Genomic DNA, 16,184 nt, shown 5'->3' on the forward strand with positions numbered 1-16,184 from the left:
TGCCGTCCCAAGCAACCACAAAGACGTGCGGCGCGGTTCGATTCCGCGCCGCACTCTTCGGGATATTTGAAACGATGCCACCTTCCGGTTCCGGCCCTTCCCAGCGCCAGCTTCGCGTCGGCGAGCAGGTTCGCCACGCGCTTTCCGACGTGCTCGCGCGCGGCGAGGTGATCGACGACGTGATTACCAGCACCGTCATTTCCATCACCGAGGTCAGGATGTCGCCCGATCTCAAGATCGCGACGGCCTATGTCTCGCCGCTCGGCGTGCAGGACGGGCAGGCGGTGATCAAAGCGCTGGCGCAGAACGCGAAGTTCATCCGCGGCCGGGTCTCGCCGGCGCTGCGGCAGATGCGGTCGATGCCGGAGTTCCGCTTCCGGCTCGACACGAGCTACGACAACATGGCGAAGATAGACGAGCTTCTGCGCTCGCCCGAAGTGGCGCGAGACCTCGACAAGGAGGACGGCGACTGATGGCGCGGCGCGGCAAGAAGAAGGGCCGGCCGATCTCCGGCTGGGTGGTGTTCGACAAGCCGGTCGGCATGGGCTCCACCGAGGCGGTCTCCAAGATCAAGTGGCTGTTCAAGGCCGACAAGGCCGGACACGCGGGCACGCTCGATCCGCTGGCGTCGGGCATGCTGCCCATCGCGCTCGGCGAGGCGACCAAGACCGTGCCTTACGTCATGGACGGCGCGAAGGTCTACCGCTTCACGGTGACCTGGGGCGAGGAACGCCTGACCGATGATCTCGAGGGACCGGCGACGAAGACCTCGGACCAGCGTCCCGCGGAGGAAGAGATCCGGGCGCTGATGCCGAAGTACACCGGCCTGATCATGCAGGCTCCGCCGCAGTTCTCGGCCATCAAGATCGCCGGCGAGCGGGCCTACGACCTCGCCCGCGAGGGCGAAGTGCTGGACATCCCGGAGCGTGAGGTCGAGATCGGCCGGCTCGAACTGGTCGAGCGGCCGGACGAAAATCGCACGGTGTTCGAGGTCGAATGCGGCAAGGGCACCTATGTCCGCTCGCTCGCGCGCGACATGGGCCGAGACCTCGGCTGCTACGGCCACATCTCGGAACTGCGGCGGATCGAGGTCGATCCGTTCACCCCGGAGGACCTCGTCACCCTTCCCGAACTCGAAGCGGCGGCCGCCGAAGCCGCGCCGCGCGGGGAAGCCGACGAGGACGGCCGCATCAACGATCCGCGCAGCGAGAAGGAGCGCTTTGCCCCGCTGGACGCCCTGCTGGTGGAGACTGGCGCGGCACTCGACTGCCTGCCGCAGATCGCGGTGTCGGACGACGCCGCGACCAAGATCCGGCTCGGCAACCCCGTCATCATTCGCGGCCGCGACGCGCCCGCCGAGGCCGACGAAGCCTGCGTGACCGCGCGCGGGCGGCTGGTGGCGATCGGCGCCGTCGAGGCCGGGATGTTCAAGCCGAAGCGCGTCTTCGTGCGTTAGGGTCCGATGAGGATCCACTCGCCGCGGACTTGCGAACGGCGGCGAATTGTCCCGTAGTGCGCGCATGGCGAAGAAGAAGAAGTCCAGACTGGTGTCCAGGCGCCGCGCGCCTGTCGGCTCTCCGCCGGGAACCCTGCTGCCGGACGAGGGGGCGTCGCCGACAAGCGTCCGGCTGACGATCATCGAGGACGACGCCGTCGAGCACGTTCCCGATGCTTCGATCGCGGTCGTCGAACGGACATTGCGCTCGGACAAGCGCGTGTGGGTCGATGTCATCGGACTGGCCGACCTCGACTACCTGAAGGCGATCGGCGAGCTGTTCTCGATCGATCCGCTGGCGCTCGAGGACATCGCCAATACCAACCAGCGACCGAAGGTGGATACTTACGCCGATCATGCGCTGGTCGTCGTCCACATGTTCGACGGGGTCAGCGTGTCCTCCAAGGAACAGTTCGCGATCCTCTTCGACGACCGCCATGTGGTGACGTTCCAGGAGCGACCGGGGGACTGCCTCGAGCCGGTGCGCAAGCGCCTGGAAATGCCGGCCGGGCGCATCCGCCAGCGCGGGGCGGCCTATCTGGTGTACGCGCTCCTCGACACGATCCTCGATGCCTATTTCCCCGTGCTGGAGAAGATCGGCGAGGAACTCGAGGAACTCGAAGACAAGATCACCAACGATCCCGAGCCGGAGGACGTGACGCGGCTGCATGGGCTGAAGCGGGACCTCCTGGTGATCAAGCGCGCGCTCTGGCCGGCGCGCGAGATGCTGTCGGGGATGAGCCGCGAGGAGCTGGGCCTCATCCCCCAGGACGTGCAGCACTTCCTGCGCGACACCTACGACCACGCCATCCAGCTGATCGACATCGTCGAGACCTACCGCGAGCTCGCGACGGGGCTGCTCGACCTCTACCTCTCAAGCGTCTCGACCCGCATGAACGAGGTGATGAAGGTGCTGACGATCATCTCGACGATCTTCATCCCGCTCGGGTTCCTGGCCGGCGTGTGGGGCATGAACTTCGATCGGGAGGCGTCGCCCTGGAACATGCCGGAACTCGGCTGGCGCTACGGCTATCCGACGGCGCTGGTGGTGATGGCGGCGATCGCGCTTGGGCTGCTTTATCTGTTCCGGCGAAAGCGGTGGTTGTGATGGTCACCGCTTAACGCGTAGCTGGGTCCGTACGCCGAATGCGAACGGAACAAACCGGGGACTTTTCACCATGCGCGCTCTTGCCATTGCCATCTTTGCCGTCGCTTCATCGTCTGCCCTCATTGCACCGCCCGCCCTGGCCTGCGGCGGCCCGCCGGTCTGCACGGTCGTCGATCCGACCGGAACACCGCTCAACGTCCGGGCCGGCCCGAACGGAAAGATCCTGTCGAGCCTGAAGAAGGGGTCGATGGTGGAGGTGATCGAGCACCGCGACCACGACGGCAAGCGCTGGGCGCTGGTGGCGAAATATGCCGAGGCCTGGGGCTGGGTCTTCGGGGCGTATCTGAAGTGTGAAGGCGAGGACGAGATGGGACGGATCTGCACCGTGGCTGACCCGACCGGCACGCCCCTCAACATCCGCGAGCAGCCCAACGGCCCGATCCTGGGGACGTGGAACAACGGCGTGCGCGTCCGACCGTACGAGGAGAAGAGCCACAACGGAAAAGTCTGGTACGCCGTGGAACGGGTCGCAGACGACAATGCCGAAGGGTGGGTCTTCGACCCGTACCTTCAATGCGAGGAAGATGAGGGCCATTGAGCTGAATCGATCGGCAAGAACCAAGGGCGACAATCGCACGAACGATGCTGGCAATCACCGCTCCGGCTCCGGCACGTCGCCGGTGCCGTAGTCGTGCACCTGGCTTTTACCGCTGGCATTCGCACGGATTTTGCACTATATGCGCCGCACATCGCGCGATTGGCGCCATGTGTACCGGCCCCCGCTGGACGACATCCCGGCCGTGGGCGACCTCATTCCTCATATGTATCGAAAGGAACACGATGTCGATTACTGCCGAACGCAAGCAGGAATTGCTCAAGGAATACGCGACCGCGACGGGCGACACGGGTTCGCCCGAAGTCCAGGTCGCCATTCTGACCGAGCGTATCAAGAACCTGACGGAACACTTCAAGGGCCATGCCAAGGACAACCATTCCCGGCGCGGCCTCCTGAAGCTGGTCTCGCAGCGCCGCTCCCTCCTCGACTATCTGAGGGGTAAGGACGAAGGGCGCTACAAGACGCTGATCGAAAGACTCGGCATTCGTCGCTAGAATTATCCGTCCGGCGGCGTTCCGCAAGGAATGCCGCCGGATGGCTTTCGGGCCAAGACGAACGAGGCCCGCCCGGTTTCCGACAAGACGTGGCTGTCGCGGAAACCGCCCATGGACCGGTCATGGGGCAGGATTGCAGGATGCCCGCCGCGCCTCATGCGCATCGCCGGACCTCCCGCTGTCTTGCCCGTGGCTCGGCCCGAACGCAGCCAAGGGGGAAAGGCAGCCCGCGCCGAAAGCGCGCGGCCCTTTCCGCATATGAAAGACGAAACATGTTCAATCACCACAAAGTGGAAATCGAATGGGGCGGCCGTCCGCTCATCCTCGAAACCGGCAAGATCGCGCGCCAGGCTGACGGCGCGGTGCTTGCCACCTACGGCGAGACCGTCGTTCTCGCCACCGTCGTGTCGATGAAGGAGCCGAAGCCCGGCCTCGACTTCTTCCCGCTGACCGTCAACTACCAGGAAAAGACCTTCGCGGCCGGAAAGATTCCCGGCGGCTTCTTCAAGCGCGAAGGCCGTCCGAGCGAGAAAGAGACGCTGACGTCGCGCCTCATCGACCGGCCGATCCGCCCTCTCTTCGCCGATGGCTACAAGAACGACACCCAGATCGTCGTCACAGTGCTCCAGCACGACCTCGAGAACGATCCCGACATCCTGGCGATCGTGGCGACCTCCGCGGCGCTGACGCTTTCGGGCGTGCCCTTCATGGGTCCGATCGGCGGCGCCCGCGTTGGCTTCATCGCCGGCGAGTACGTGCTTAACCCGCACATCGACGAAATGCCTGAATCGAAGCTCGACCTCGTCGTGGCGGGCACCTCCGACGCCGTCCTGATGGTCGAGTCCGAGGCCCAGGAGCTCGCCGAGGACGTCATGCTCGGAGCCGTGATGTTCGGCCACAAGGCGTTCCAGCCGGTGATCGACGCGATAATCAAGCTGGCCGAAGTGGCGGCCAAGGAGCCGCGCGACTTTACGCCCCCGGACTATTCCGCACTCGAAGCCGAGATGCTGAAGATCGTGGAAGACGAATTGCGCGCCGCCTACAAGAACGTCGACAAGCAGCAGCGCTATGCCGCCGTCGACGCGGTGAAGGCGAAGGTGAAGGCGGCATTCGCGCCGGCCGAGGGCGAGGAAACCAAGTGGACGTCCGAGCAGATCGGCACCGTCTTCAAGGAACTCCAGGCCAAGATCGTGCGCTGGAACATCCTCGACACGGGCTCGCGCATCGACGGCCGCGACCTGAAGACGGTCCGTCCGATCGTCTCGGAAGTGGGCGTCCTGCCGCGCACGCACGGTTCGGCCGTGTTCACCCGCGGCGAGACGCAGGCGATCGTTGTCGCCACGCTCGGCACCGGCGAGGACGAGCAGTTCGTGGATGCCCTGACCGGCACCTACAAGGAGACCTTCCTCCTGCACTACAACTTCCCGCCCTATTCGGTGGGCGAGACCGGCCGCATGGGTTCGCCCGGGCGCCGCGAGATTGGCCATGGCAAGCTGGCCTGGCGCGCCATCCGTCCGATGCTTCCGAGCCCGGACCAGTTCCCATACACGCTGCGCGTGGTGTCCGAGATCACCGAGTCGAACGGCTCGTCCTCGATGGCGACCGTCTGCGGCACCTCGCTGGCGCTGATGGATGCCGGCGTTCCGCTGGCCAAGCCCGTCGCCGGCATCGCCATGGGCCTGATCAAGGAGGGCGAGCGCTTCGCGGTGCTCTCCGACATTCTCGGCGACGAGGACCATCTCGGCGACATGGACTTCAAGGTGGCCGGCACGAATGGCGGCATCACGTCGCTGCAGATGGATATCAAGATCTCCGGCATCACCGAGGAGATCATGAAGGTGGCGCTCGACCAGGCCCGCGGCGGCCGCGAGCACATTCTCAAGGAGATGGCAAACGCGATCACCGAGGGCCGCTCGGAGCTCGGCGAGTTCGCCCCGCGCATCGAGGTGATGAACATTCCGACCGACAAGATCCGCGACGTGATCGGCTCGGGCGGCAAGGTCATCCGCGAGATCGTCGAAAAGACCGGCGCCAAGATCAACATCGAGGACGACGGCACGGTGAAAATCGCTTCCTCGAACGCCAAAGAGATCGAGGCGGCGAAGAAGTGGATCCACACCATCGTGGCCGAGCCCGAAGTGGGCGAGATCTACGAGGGAACGGTTGTCAAGACCGCCGACTTCGGCGCCTTCGTCAACTTCTTCGGCCCGAAGGACGGCCTCGTCCACATCTCGCAGCTGGCGTCGGAACGCGTCCAGAAGACCACCGACGTGGTGAAGGAAGGCCAGAAGGTGTTCGTCAAGCTGATGGGCTTCGACGAGCGCGGCAAGGTGCGCCTCTCCATGAAGGTCGTCGACCAGACGACCGGCAAGGAGATCGTCCGCGAGAAGCGCCAGGACGGCGAGGAAGACGCCGCCTAGGGCTTCGCGCGACAGGATTTACAAGCGGGCGCGCCTCTGGTCGCGCCCGTTTTTCATTGGCAGGGCTGCATGTCCGGTAACGCTTCGAAGACCCTCTTTCATCCCTTCGAGACCGGCGCGCTCTCCGCGCCGGAGGGCACGCGCGCGATCTTCCTCGGAGCCGCTCCCGGCTCCCGTCCGTCCGCGGGCTTCGGTTCGCACCTCGTCGCCGTCCAGGGATTTCGTCCTGACTTCCTGGCGCTGGAGCGGGAGGGTGTCGACGTGCTGCCGCAGGCGGAGGGAGAGGACTACGACCTCGCACTCATCCTTCTCGACCGGCACAGAGGACAGAACGAAGCCTGGCTGCGCGAGGCTCTGGGCAGGACGAAGCCCGGCGGCCTGATCGTGGTTGCCGGAACGAAGCAGGAGGGCGTGGACAGTTTTCGAAAGCGCGTTTCCGGTATGGTTCCGGTCGAGCATCTGTCCAAGCATCACGGGGTGGTCTTCTGGCTCTCCCGGCCAACCGACGCCGACCTTGCGGATTCCGGACTCATGCGTATCCCCGAAGCGACGCTCGTGGACGATCGCTTCCACACCGCGCCCGGCATGTTCTCGCACGACCGGATCGATCCGGCCTCCCGGTTGCTGGCGCAGACCCTTCCGCCGGCCATCGCCGGCCGCGTGGCGGATTTCGGCGCGGGATGGGGATATCTTTCAAGCGAGGTGCTGGCGCGCGACGGCGGGATCACCGGGCTCGATCTCTTCGAGGCGGACTTCGACTCGCTGGAGGCGGCGCGCCGCAACCTCGCCGCGGCCGGTTCGTCCGTGCCGCAGGGTTTCTTCTGGCGGGACCTTTTGCAGGAGAAGGTGGAGCGGAACTACGATTTCGTCGTGATGAACCCGCCGTTCCATCACGGGCGGGCGGCGGAGCCGGGGATCGGCCAGGGCATGATCCGCGCCGCGTCGGCGGCGCTTAAGCCGGGAGGGCGGCTGTTCCTGGTGGCGAACCGGGGGCTGCCCTACGAGGCGGCGCTGGCCAGCGGATTTGCCGCATCGGGCGAAATCTGCCGCGACGAGCGCTTCAAGGTGTTGTGGGCGAAGCGGTAAGCTGAAGCTTGTCGCGGATTCGTAAGATTCGCTCCCTGCGCTTCAGGTGTCTGTCTTGCACATGTCTACTTCCCGAGACCGGTCCCCACGTTCGGGAGACTGGCGGTCAGTGCACTGCCACGCGCCGCACTTCGATCGCCTCGCCGTCGCGGATGACGAGCGGAGCGGGCTTGCCATAGAGATAGCCCTGGAACACGTCGCAGCCGGCGGCGCGCAGGAGCGTCGCCTGGTCCTCGGTCTCCACGCCCTCGGCGATCGTGTGGACGCCCAGCGCACGCGACAGGCCGACGATTGTGGACACGACCGCCCCGCCATTGTCCTTCTCGATGCGGCTGACGAAGGACTTGTCGATCTTCAGCTTCTGGAAGGTGAAGTCCATGAGGTAGGACAGGTTCGAGTATCCCGTGCCGAAATCGTCGACGGCGACCGAAATGCCGAGCTCGGAGAGTTCGCGCAGGATCGCGGCGGCGCGCTCCTTGTCCTGCATCATCGCCGTCTCGGTGACTTCCAGCTCGAGCCTGCTCGCGTCGAGACCGGTCTTTTCGAGGACCGAGCGGACGTAGCGGACGAAATCCTTGGTCATGAACTGGACGGGCGAGATGTTGACCGCGACGAAGCAGTTTTCGGGCAGGACCCTGGCATCCTCGCAGGCCTTGTGCAGCACCCACTCGCCGATCGGGCCGATCATGCCGGTCTCTTCCGCGATCGGCACGAATTCCATCGGGGAGATCGCGCCGCGCTCGGGGTGGTTCCAGCGCAGGAGCGCCTCGTAGCCGACGATCCGGCCTTTCAACAGGTCGACCTGCGGCTGGTAGTGAAGATCGAAGTCGCCGCGCTGGAAGGCCGCGTGCAGTTCGGACTCGATCCACTGCCGGTGTTCGGCCACTTGCCCCATGTCGGAACTGAACACGGCCCAACCGCCGATGCCGGAGGCGCGCGCGTTCTGGAGCGCGAGGTTCGACCGGCGAAGCAGCATGACCGGGTCGTTGCCGTCCTTCGGCAGGGCAACCAGACCGGCCGAGAGATTGACCGTCTGCTGGTGCGTGGGAAGGCGATAGGGCTTGGTCATCTCGTCGATGAGGCGGTCGATCATCCGGTCGATGCGGTCGACCACCTTGCCCTCCGGCACGAGAATGGCGAACTCGCCGGCGCCGATGCGCCCAAGGACGACGCCGTCGGGAAGGCTCTTCTTCAGCCGGCGCGAGAAGGCGCGGATGAGCTGGTCGCCCTGGCTGTAGCCGATCGCGTCGTTGATCTGCTTGAACCGGTCGATGTCGACGTCGATCATGTAGACGGGCTCGCCGGTGCGGATCGTGCCGATGGCGGCTTCGGCGATCTTGCCGATCATGGCGGTGCGGGAATGGAAGCCCGAGAGTTTGTCGACCTGCGTCTCCTGGAAGACGAAGCTGGCCGATTCGTCGACGCCGGCGAAGAAGGAAAGCGCGGTACCACCGGCCGCGAGCGCGCACAGGGCAGCGATGATGCCTCCGATCATCTCGGGCGGCATGTCCCTCAGATTCTCCCCGAGACCGAACTCGAACGCCCACAGCCCTATGATGAGGCTGCCCAGCCCCGCGCTGGCGATCGTGATCAACCTGAAAATCGGTGATCGATTCGGATTCTTCACTGGCTGCATCTGCAAAATGCCTTTCGCTTGCACATGCAAACTAGTGGAAGAGTTTTGAAGATTCGGTTCTTCGAAGTCTAGAATTTTACCGACCCGGCCGTTCCTCGTCAGTCCAGCTTCTTCAACTGGTCGAGCACGGGCATCGACACGATGTGATAGCCGCTGTCGACGTAGTGGACTTCGCCGGTGACGCCGCTCGAAAGATCCGACAGGAGATAGAGTGCCGATCCGCCGATCTCGTCGATGTTGACCGTGCGGCGCAGCGGCGAATTGCGCGCCTGATAGGAGAACATGTGGCGCGCGTCGCTGATCCCGGCGCCGGCCAGGGTGCGGACGGGCCCGGCCGAAATCGCGTTGACGCGGATGCCGCCCGGTCCGAAGTCGTTGGCGAGGTAGCGGACGCTCGCTTCCAGGCCGGCCTTGGCGACGCCCATGACGTTGTAGTTGGGCATCACGCGCATGGAGCCGGCATAGGTGAGCGTCAGCATCGCACCGTCGGCTTGCATCAGTTCCGCCGACCGGCGCGCCACCTCGGTGAACGAGAAGCACGAGATCACCATGGTGCGCACGAAATTCTCGCGCGTCGTGTCGGCGTAGCGGCCCTTGAGCTCGTTCTTGTCCGAGAAGCCGATCGCATGAACGATGAAATCCATGCCGCCCCACTCGCTCTTCAGGGTCTCGAAGACCGAATCGATGGAAGCGCCGTCCTCGACGTCGCAGGGCAGGACCAGCTTCGCCCCGACCTCTTCGGCCAGCGGCTTCACCCGGCGGCCGAACGCTTCGCCCTGGTAGGTGAAAGCCATCTCGGCGCCCTGCCCGCGCAGGCGCCGGGCGATGCCCCAGGCGAGCGAGTGGTCGTTCGCGACGCCCATGACGAGCCCGCGCTTGCCTTTCATCAGGTCCTGCATGACGAAGAAGTCCTATGCGTAGCGCTGGAAGACGAGGGTCGCGTTCGTTCCGCCGAAGCCGAACGAATTGGACAGAACGGTATCGATCTTCGCGTCGTCGATCCGCTTGCGTACGATCGGGAGGCCCTCGAACTCGGGATCGAGTTCCTCGATATGGGCGCTCTCTCCGATGAAGCCGCCCTGCATCATCAGGATGGAGTAGATCGATTCCTGAACGCCCGCGGCGCCAAGCGAATGTCCCGTGAGCGACTTGGTGGAGGAGATGTTGGGGATCTCGTCTCCGAACACCTCGCGCACGGCACCCATCTCGCGCTGGTCGCCGACCGGCGTGGAAGTGCCGTGCGTGTTGATGTAGTCGACCTTGCCGTCGACGGTGGCGATGGCCTGCTTCATGCAGCGAACCGCGCCTTCCCCCGAGGGCGCGACCATGTCGTAGCCGTCCGACGTCGCGCCGTAGCCGACGATCTCGGCGTAGATCTTGGCGCCGCGCGCCCTGGCGTGCTCCAGCTCCTCGAGGATCAGGACGCCCGCCCCGCCGGCGATGACGAAGCCGTCGCGGGCGACGTCGTAGGCGCGGGAAGCGACCGGGGCACGGTCGTTGAACTTGGAAGACATGGCGCCCATTGCATCGAAGAGGTTCGACATCGTCCAGTCGAGATCTTCGTGACCGCCGGCGAAGACAACGTCCTGCTTGCCCCACTGGATCAGCTCGTAGGCATTGCCGATGCAGTGCGCCGAGGTGGAGCAGGCCGACGAGATCGAATAATTCACGCCATGGATCTTGAACCATGTGGCGAGCGTCGCCGAAGCGGTCGACGACATCGCCTTCGGCACGGCGAAAGGCCCGATTCGCTTCGGGCTGCCGTTCTTCACGGTCGTTTCGGCGGCTTCCACGATCGTCCTGGTGGACGGTCCGCCCGAGCCCATGATGATGCCGGTGCGCTCGTTCGTGATGTCGGAGGCCTCAAGGCCCGCATCCGCGATCGCCTGCTCCATGGCGACATGGTTCCAGCCGGCGCCCTTGGAGAGGAAGCGCATCGCCCGCCGGTCGACGTGTTCGGCGGGATCGAGGGAGGGATTGCCCCAGACCTGGCAGCGGAAACCGTGTTCTGCGAAGGAATCGGAGAAGCTGATGCCCGAGCGGGCATCGCGCAGGGACGCCTGCACCTCGCCGGCATTGTTGCCAATCGAGGACACGATACCAAGACCGGTCACCACGACGCGTCTCATGTTGGGCTCCTTCCCGCTGCGCGGCCTCGTAAACCGCGGCTGCGACCTGAACTCATCGATGGCCGGATCAGGCCGCGCTTTGCTTTGACAAGCCGACCTTCAGATCCGATGCCTGATAGATGGTCTCTCCATCGGCCTTCAACCACCCGTCCGCGATTCCCAGCACCAGCCGCCCGCGCATCACGCGCTTGAAGTCGACGCCGTATTCGACCAGCTTCACCGACGGCGTGACCATTCCCTTGAACTTCACCTCGCCGGTGGACAGCGCCATGCCCTTGCCGGGCTCGCCCAGCCAGCCGAGATAGAAGCCGGTCATCTGCCACATGGCGTCGAGGCCCAGGCAGCCGGGCATGATGGGATTGCCGATGAAATGGCAGGCGAAGAACCACAGGTCGGGCTTTATGTCGAACTCCGCACGTATGTAGCCCTTGCCGTGCTCGCCGCCAGTTTCGGAGATGTCGGTGATCCGGTCGAACATCAGCATCGGCGGAGCCGGCAATTGCGCATTACCGGGCCCAAACAGCTCGCCGCGTGCGCAAGCGAGCAGATCCTCATAACCGTAGCTCGATTTCCGGTCCGCCATGTATTCTTCCCGCTACCGCCGGCGAAGCGCCGATCCGTCCTGCCGTTCCCGCCCTGCCTCCAGCGGGAAAATCGACGCTTGCGCTTATCGCGATGAGGTGCACGGGTCAATGTGCGCCCTCTCCGCGTGCCTTGATACCATCGAACGACTTCCCGGCGAAACGCGATGCTGAAGCGTCACGCTTGACAGGGAACACCGGCGGGATTGTGGTGACTGGGCGTGGCGGAGGGTGTCGATGTGAACGAGACGGGTGCGGCCGGGGCGGAGATGCCACCGGCGGGCGGGCGTGGCCGATCGCCGGGCCTGATGGCGTTGCCTGTCGCCTGGATCGCCCTGATCGTCCTTTGGTCCGCCTACGGCATCGTCGCTTCGTGGCCAGCGACCTACGAGTACGGACTGCCCGACATCGTGGTCTACTGGGTGTATTTCGGCATGGCGGTCAGGGCGATCAACATTTTGTGGGGTGCGTGGCTGCTGGCCCATGCCTACCGCCGCGCGGCGGGATTTCCGCGCGCCTTCACGCTCTGGCAGGTCTTCAACATAGCCGTCAGCCTGCTTTCGCTCGCGATCCTGTTCGCAAGCGACGTCTTCGTCGTAACCGGATGGTCACTCGCCCCGCCGCTGGCGGAGATCGCCGCGGGGTCAGCGTTGATCCTTCTCGTGTCGCGATCGAAGGAAGCGCCTCTGGTCTTCTACGATGAGGGAACGACGGAGCCGCCAGGGCTCGTCGTCGCGGTCAACGCAATTCTCGGCGCCATCCTGGGCGGGATCGGCGGATTGGTTATCGGCTTCGCGGTCGGAGCCATGCTCGTCGAGATCCTCGATGTTTCCTGTTTCGAAGGCGGCTGCGGCTACTTCGCCGCGGCGATCGGGCTGCTTGGAATGCTCCTGGGGGCGGTGGCGGGGGCCGTGGTGGCCGTCTGGCGGACGCGGAGACGCGGCCGGACGGCACGGGCCGCGACTTGACAAAACATCGTGATCCGATTGAACCGCCACGGCGGCTGTCATATCTCGGGAGCCAAAGGGCGTGCCGTCCCGGACGGTGGCAAGATCAATGGCAGTCATCAGATTCCTATTTCGGCTCTTCTCGGTGCTGGCTCTCGCCGTCGCCGTGATCATGGCGGTGATCGACGCGACCCGGTCGGTCGCGGCGAACGACGTCGTGCTGACGCCGCTCGGCTCGAGCTGGTATGCGGTTTCCCCTGACACGCTGAACCTGGCGCAGGCGGTTGTGCAGCGGTATCTTCTGCCCGCGATCTGGGACCCGGTCATCGTGACGGTGCTGACCCTGCCGGGCTTTGCCGTCTTCCTGGTGCTGTCCCTGCTGTTCTATCTCATCGGTCGCCGACCCGTCCGGCGCCTCGGCCGTCTCGGCCACGTCGGCGGCTGAGGCAAACAATGGAGCGACGAAATGTTCTTCCTGGGTGATCTTCTGAACAAGAAACAGAACATGCCAAAGCCGGAAGACGCGCTTCGCGGCCGCGACAAGCCGATCCCGACCGCCACGAAGCACTTCATCAACGACCGGCCGATCCACGGTCCCTATCCGGAAGGGCTGGAGACCGCCTATTTCGGAATGGGCTGCTTCTGGGGCGCGGAGCGCCTGTACTGGCAGACGCCGGGCGTCTGGGTGACGGCCGTCGGGTACCAGGGCGGCTTTACGCCGAACCCGACCTATCAGGAGACCTGCACAGGCCTGACCGGCCATGCGGAGGTGGTGCTCGTGGTCTACGATCCCAAGGAGGTCTCCTATGCCGAACTCCTGAAGATCTTCTGGGAGAGCCACGATCCGACCCAGGGCATGCGCCAGGGCAACGACGTCGGCACGACCTACCGCTCGACGATCTATGCGGCGACCCCGCAGCAGCTCGAACAGGCCCTCGCCTCGCGCGACGCCTATCAGGCGGAACTGAAGCGGGCCGGGCGTGGGAAGATCACCACCGAGATCGCGGAGGCTCCCGAGTTCTACTTCGCCGAGACCGAGCATCAGCAATATCTCGGCAAGAACCGCGGCGGCTATTGCGCACTGCGCGGCACGGGCGTGTCCTGCCCGGCGCCGAGCGTAGCCGCCGAATAGGTCCAGCGCGCGGTAACCGCCTTTTCCGGAAGGTCAAATTTCCGCGTGAATTTTGCGCGCCGACATGCAACATTGAGAGCGAGCGGGGGCAATCCCTGCCCGGTCCCGCGCCAGCCGTAGCGCGCTACGGACCGCAAGAACAACCGCAAGAAACCAACAGGGTGTGGATCATATGAAGCGTTTCGTCATCGGCCTGCTGGCCGCAACCGCATTGTCCGTTCCGGCACTGGCCCAGGACGAGGTCGCTCCCGCGATCATCTACGATCTCGGCGGCAAGTTCGACAAGTCCTTCAACGAGGCCGCCTACAACGGCGCCGAGAAGTTCAAGACCGAAACCGGCGTCGAGTATGTCGAGTTCGAGATCTCCAACGACGCGCAGCGCGAACAGGCCCTGCAGCGCTTTGCCGACGACGGCCGCAACCCGATCGTCATGGCCGGCTTCTCCTGGGCCGCGGCGCTGGAGAAGATCGCTCCCGAGTACCCGGACACCGACTTCGCTATCATCGACATGGTCGTCGAGGCGCCGAACGTCCGCTCGGTCGTCTACAAGGAGCAGGAGGGATCCTACATCGTCGGCGTCATGGCGGCGATGGCTTCCGAGTCCAAGAAGGTCGGCTTCATCGGCGGCATGGACATCCCGCTGATCCGCAAGTTCGGCTGCGGCTACGTTGGCGGCGCCAAGTCGGCCGGCGCCACCGAGGTCATCCAGAACATGACGGGCGACACGCCGGCCGCGTGGAACGACCCGACCAAGGGCGGCGAGATCGCCAAGTCGCAGATGGACCAGGGCGCCGACGTGATCTACGCAGCGGCCGGCGGCACGGGCGTGGGCGTTCTCCAGGCGGCGGCCGACGCCGGCAAGCTCGGCATCGGCGTCGATTCCAACCAGAACGGCCTGCAGCCCGGACACGTGCTGACCTCGATGGTCAAGCGCGTCGACGTGGCGGTCTACAATGCGTTCATGGACGCCAAGAACGACAAGTTCACCTACGGCTTCAACAGCCTCGGCCTCGCCGAGGACGGCGTCGGCTACGCCATGGACGACAACAACAAGGACCTCGTTTCCCAGGAGATGATCGACGCCGCCGAGAAGGCCAAGGCCGACATCATCGCCGGCACGATCCAGGTGCACGACTACATGTCGGACAATTCCTGCCCGTACTAATTTTTCGCGGGAAACAGCCGAATTCAGTTCCGCCGGGCATCGCCCGGCGGATTTGTTTTTGGCAGGGGCCGGCAAAGGGCCGCTCGCGAACGGCGCGACACCGAACGGTTACTCGCCGCGGGGACAGTCGTCCCGGGGTGGACAAACGCTTGCGGAGGCCTTGCGCCGCAGAGGACGAAAAGCTCGGAGCATCATGACCGGAAACGCCCGACGCCTCGCCGCCCTCGCGCTGCTGCTGCTTGCAGGGATTCTGGCCGGCGCCCAGCTCGGCAAGATCGCACCGCTGGTGGGCTGGTACCATTCGCAGGCCGGCCTTTCGCTGGTGATGGTCGGCTGGCTGACCTCCACCCTCGGGGTCTTCGTGGCGCTGGCCGCCCTTCCGGCGGCATTCGCGATCGACCGGGCGGGCATGTACGCCTCCTTCGTCGCCTCCTCGGCCGCGCTCGCGATGGGCGGCGTGATCCTTGCCATGTTCCAGTCGCCGGCGCTGGTGCTGGCCGGCCGGCTCGTGGAGGCGATCGGCTATCTCGTGATCGTGATCGCCACCCCTGCTCTCCTCGCGGCCCTGGCCCCGCGGCGGCTGAAGGCGCCGGCACTGGCGATCTGGGGCGGGTTCGTGCCGCTCGGCTACGCGGTGGCGGATTTTTCGGCCGCCGCCATGCTGCCGGGCCTGGCTCCCCAGATCTACCTCCTGGCGATCTCGCTGGCCTTCGCGGGGTTTGCCCTGGCGGCATCGCTCCTGGCCTTCGGCCTGCAACCGATCGGCCACACGGCGGACCCGACGAAGCAGGCGCCGCTGTCGGCGACCTTCACGACGCCCGTCGGCGCGGTCGCCGCCGCGTTCGGCGCCTATGTCATCCTCTCCCTGGGTTTCTTCAGCTTCCTGCCGACATTCGCGAACGACGGGAGGGCGATCCTGCTTTCGGCCGGCGCCGTGGCGCTCCTGGTGCCGTTCGGCAACGTGCTGGCCGGCTTCCTCGTCGAGGGCCGCGATCCCCGCTTCATCGCCTGGCTCACCGCAGCTGCGTTCGCCGTCAGCGCCGCCGCCGCGGTGCCGTTCTTCTCGTCTTCGAACGTGGCCGTGGCGACCGGTGCCGCGGTCGTGTTCTCGATAGCGGGCGGAGTCATCGCCTCGTCCCTGTTCGCCAGCGTTCCCTCGGTCGTGCCTGCCGGCGGATCGGTGGCGGTGGGAATCGGCCTCGTGGCCCAATCCGGCGGTATCGGTACGCTCATCGGCCCGCCGATCGCCGGCTATGTCATCTCGGATTTCGGCTGGGCCGGGTTCGGCTGGTTTCTCTCGGCGCTGTCCGTCGTCGGGATGGTGTGCCTGATCCCGCTGGTGCGGCGGCAGAAGGTACCGGACTGGCAAACCTGA

16 protein-coding genes are annotated in these 16,184 nt (G+C 65.3%); 12 read left to right on the forward strand and 4 right to left on the reverse strand.

Features of this window, described 5'->3' with window-relative positions; genetic code table 11:
- Positions 1-74 precede the first annotated feature (74 nt).
- From rbfA to ABGN05_RS07310, 7 genes are all read left to right on the forward strand, one after another.
- Complete coding sequence (rbfA, locus tag ABGN05_RS07280; protein ID WP_367953349.1) at positions 75-473, forward strand: 30S ribosome-binding factor RbfA; 399 nt, start codon at positions 75-77, stop codon at positions 471-473.
- Positions 473-1,456 (forward strand): tRNA pseudouridine(55) synthase TruB, encoded by a 984-nt coding sequence (gene truB, locus ABGN05_RS07285; RefSeq protein ID WP_367953350.1) that lies wholly within the window; start codon positions 473-475, stop codon positions 1,454-1,456. Before rbfA ends, truB begins: the two co-directional genes overlap by 1 nt.
- Positions 1,457-1,520: 64 nt before the next feature.
- Positions 1,521-2,603, forward strand: a complete 1,083-nt coding sequence (corA, locus tag ABGN05_RS07290; protein ID WP_367953351.1) for a magnesium/cobalt transporter CorA — start codon at positions 1,521-1,523, stop codon at positions 2,601-2,603.
- Positions 2,604-2,673: 70 nt separating this feature from the next.
- Positions 2,674-3,201 carry an SH3 domain-containing protein gene (locus ABGN05_RS07295; RefSeq protein ID WP_367953352.1) on the forward strand — a complete coding sequence of 176 codons (528 nt, stop codon included), beginning with the start codon at positions 2,674-2,676 and terminating at the stop codon, positions 3,199-3,201.
- Between the two features lie 167 nt (positions 3,202-3,368).
- A complete protein-coding gene (gene rpsO, locus ABGN05_RS07300; protein ID WP_367953353.1) occupies positions 3,369-3,713 on the forward strand; it encodes a 30S ribosomal protein S15 in 345 nt (114 codons plus the stop codon).
- Between the two features lie 272 nt (positions 3,714-3,985).
- On the forward strand, positions 3,986-6,133 hold the full coding sequence (gene pnp / locus ABGN05_RS07305; RefSeq protein ID WP_367953354.1) for a polyribonucleotide nucleotidyltransferase: 2,148 nt from the start codon (positions 3,986-3,988) through the stop codon (positions 6,131-6,133).
- A 69-nt stretch (positions 6,134-6,202) separates the two neighbouring features.
- Positions 6,203-7,219, forward strand: a complete 1,017-nt coding sequence (locus ABGN05_RS07310; protein ID WP_367953355.1) for a methyltransferase — start codon at positions 6,203-6,205, stop codon at positions 7,217-7,219.
- A gap of 106 nt (positions 7,220-7,325) precedes the next feature.
- Here the strand turns inward: ABGN05_RS07310 and ABGN05_RS07315 are convergent, their stop codons facing one another.
- The 4 genes from ABGN05_RS07315 to fabA form a co-directional block, all read right to left on the reverse strand.
- Positions 7,326-8,855, reverse strand: coding sequence for a putative bifunctional diguanylate cyclase/phosphodiesterase (locus ABGN05_RS07315; RefSeq protein ID WP_367953356.1), 1,530 nt, complete (start codon positions 8,853-8,855; stop codon positions 7,326-7,328).
- A gap of 98 nt (positions 8,856-8,953) precedes the next feature.
- Positions 8,954-9,754 (reverse strand): enoyl-ACP reductase FabI, encoded by an 801-nt coding sequence (gene fabI, locus ABGN05_RS07320; protein WP_367953357.1) that lies wholly within the window; start codon positions 9,752-9,754, stop codon positions 8,954-8,956.
- A gap of 12 nt (positions 9,755-9,766) precedes the next feature.
- The gene (fabB, locus tag ABGN05_RS07325) at positions 9,767-10,984 is read right to left on the reverse strand and encodes a beta-ketoacyl-ACP synthase I (protein WP_367953358.1); all 1,218 of its coding nucleotides are present in this window, start codon (positions 10,982-10,984) and stop codon (positions 9,767-9,769) included.
- 67 nt (positions 10,985-11,051) lie between these two features.
- Positions 11,052-11,567, reverse strand: a complete 516-nt coding sequence (gene fabA, locus ABGN05_RS07330) for a 3-hydroxyacyl-[acyl-carrier-protein] dehydratase FabA (protein ID WP_367953359.1) — start codon at positions 11,565-11,567, stop codon at positions 11,052-11,054.
- Between the two features lie 237 nt (positions 11,568-11,804).
- Here fabA and ABGN05_RS07335 point away from each other — a divergent pair, with 237 nt between their 5' ends.
- From ABGN05_RS07335 to ABGN05_RS07355, 5 genes are all read left to right on the forward strand, one after another.
- Positions 11,805-12,533 (forward strand): hypothetical protein, encoded by a 729-nt coding sequence (locus tag ABGN05_RS07335; RefSeq protein WP_367953360.1) that lies wholly within the window; start codon positions 11,805-11,807, stop codon positions 12,531-12,533.
- Between the two features lie 88 nt (positions 12,534-12,621).
- Positions 12,622-12,957: a hypothetical protein gene (locus ABGN05_RS07340; protein ID WP_367953361.1), complete on the forward strand. Its 336-nt coding sequence runs from the start codon at positions 12,622-12,624 to the stop codon at positions 12,955-12,957.
- A gap of 21 nt (positions 12,958-12,978) precedes the next feature.
- A complete protein-coding gene (gene msrA / locus ABGN05_RS07345; RefSeq protein ID WP_367953362.1) occupies positions 12,979-13,644 on the forward strand; it encodes a peptide-methionine (S)-S-oxide reductase MsrA in 666 nt (221 codons plus the stop codon).
- 172 nt (positions 13,645-13,816) lie between these two features.
- Complete coding sequence (locus tag ABGN05_RS07350; protein ID WP_367953363.1) at positions 13,817-14,809, forward strand: BMP family lipoprotein; 993 nt, start codon at positions 13,817-13,819, stop codon at positions 14,807-14,809.
- Between the two features lie 193 nt (positions 14,810-15,002).
- The gene (locus ABGN05_RS07355; protein ID WP_367953364.1) at positions 15,003-16,184 is read left to right on the forward strand and encodes an MFS transporter; all 1,182 of its coding nucleotides are present in this window, start codon (positions 15,003-15,005) and stop codon (positions 16,182-16,184) included.

Source organism: Aquibium pacificum, from assembly GCF_040839445.1.
In the GTDB taxonomy this organism is placed as follows: domain Bacteria; phylum Pseudomonadota; class Alphaproteobacteria; order Rhizobiales; family Rhizobiaceae; genus Aquibium; species Aquibium pacificus.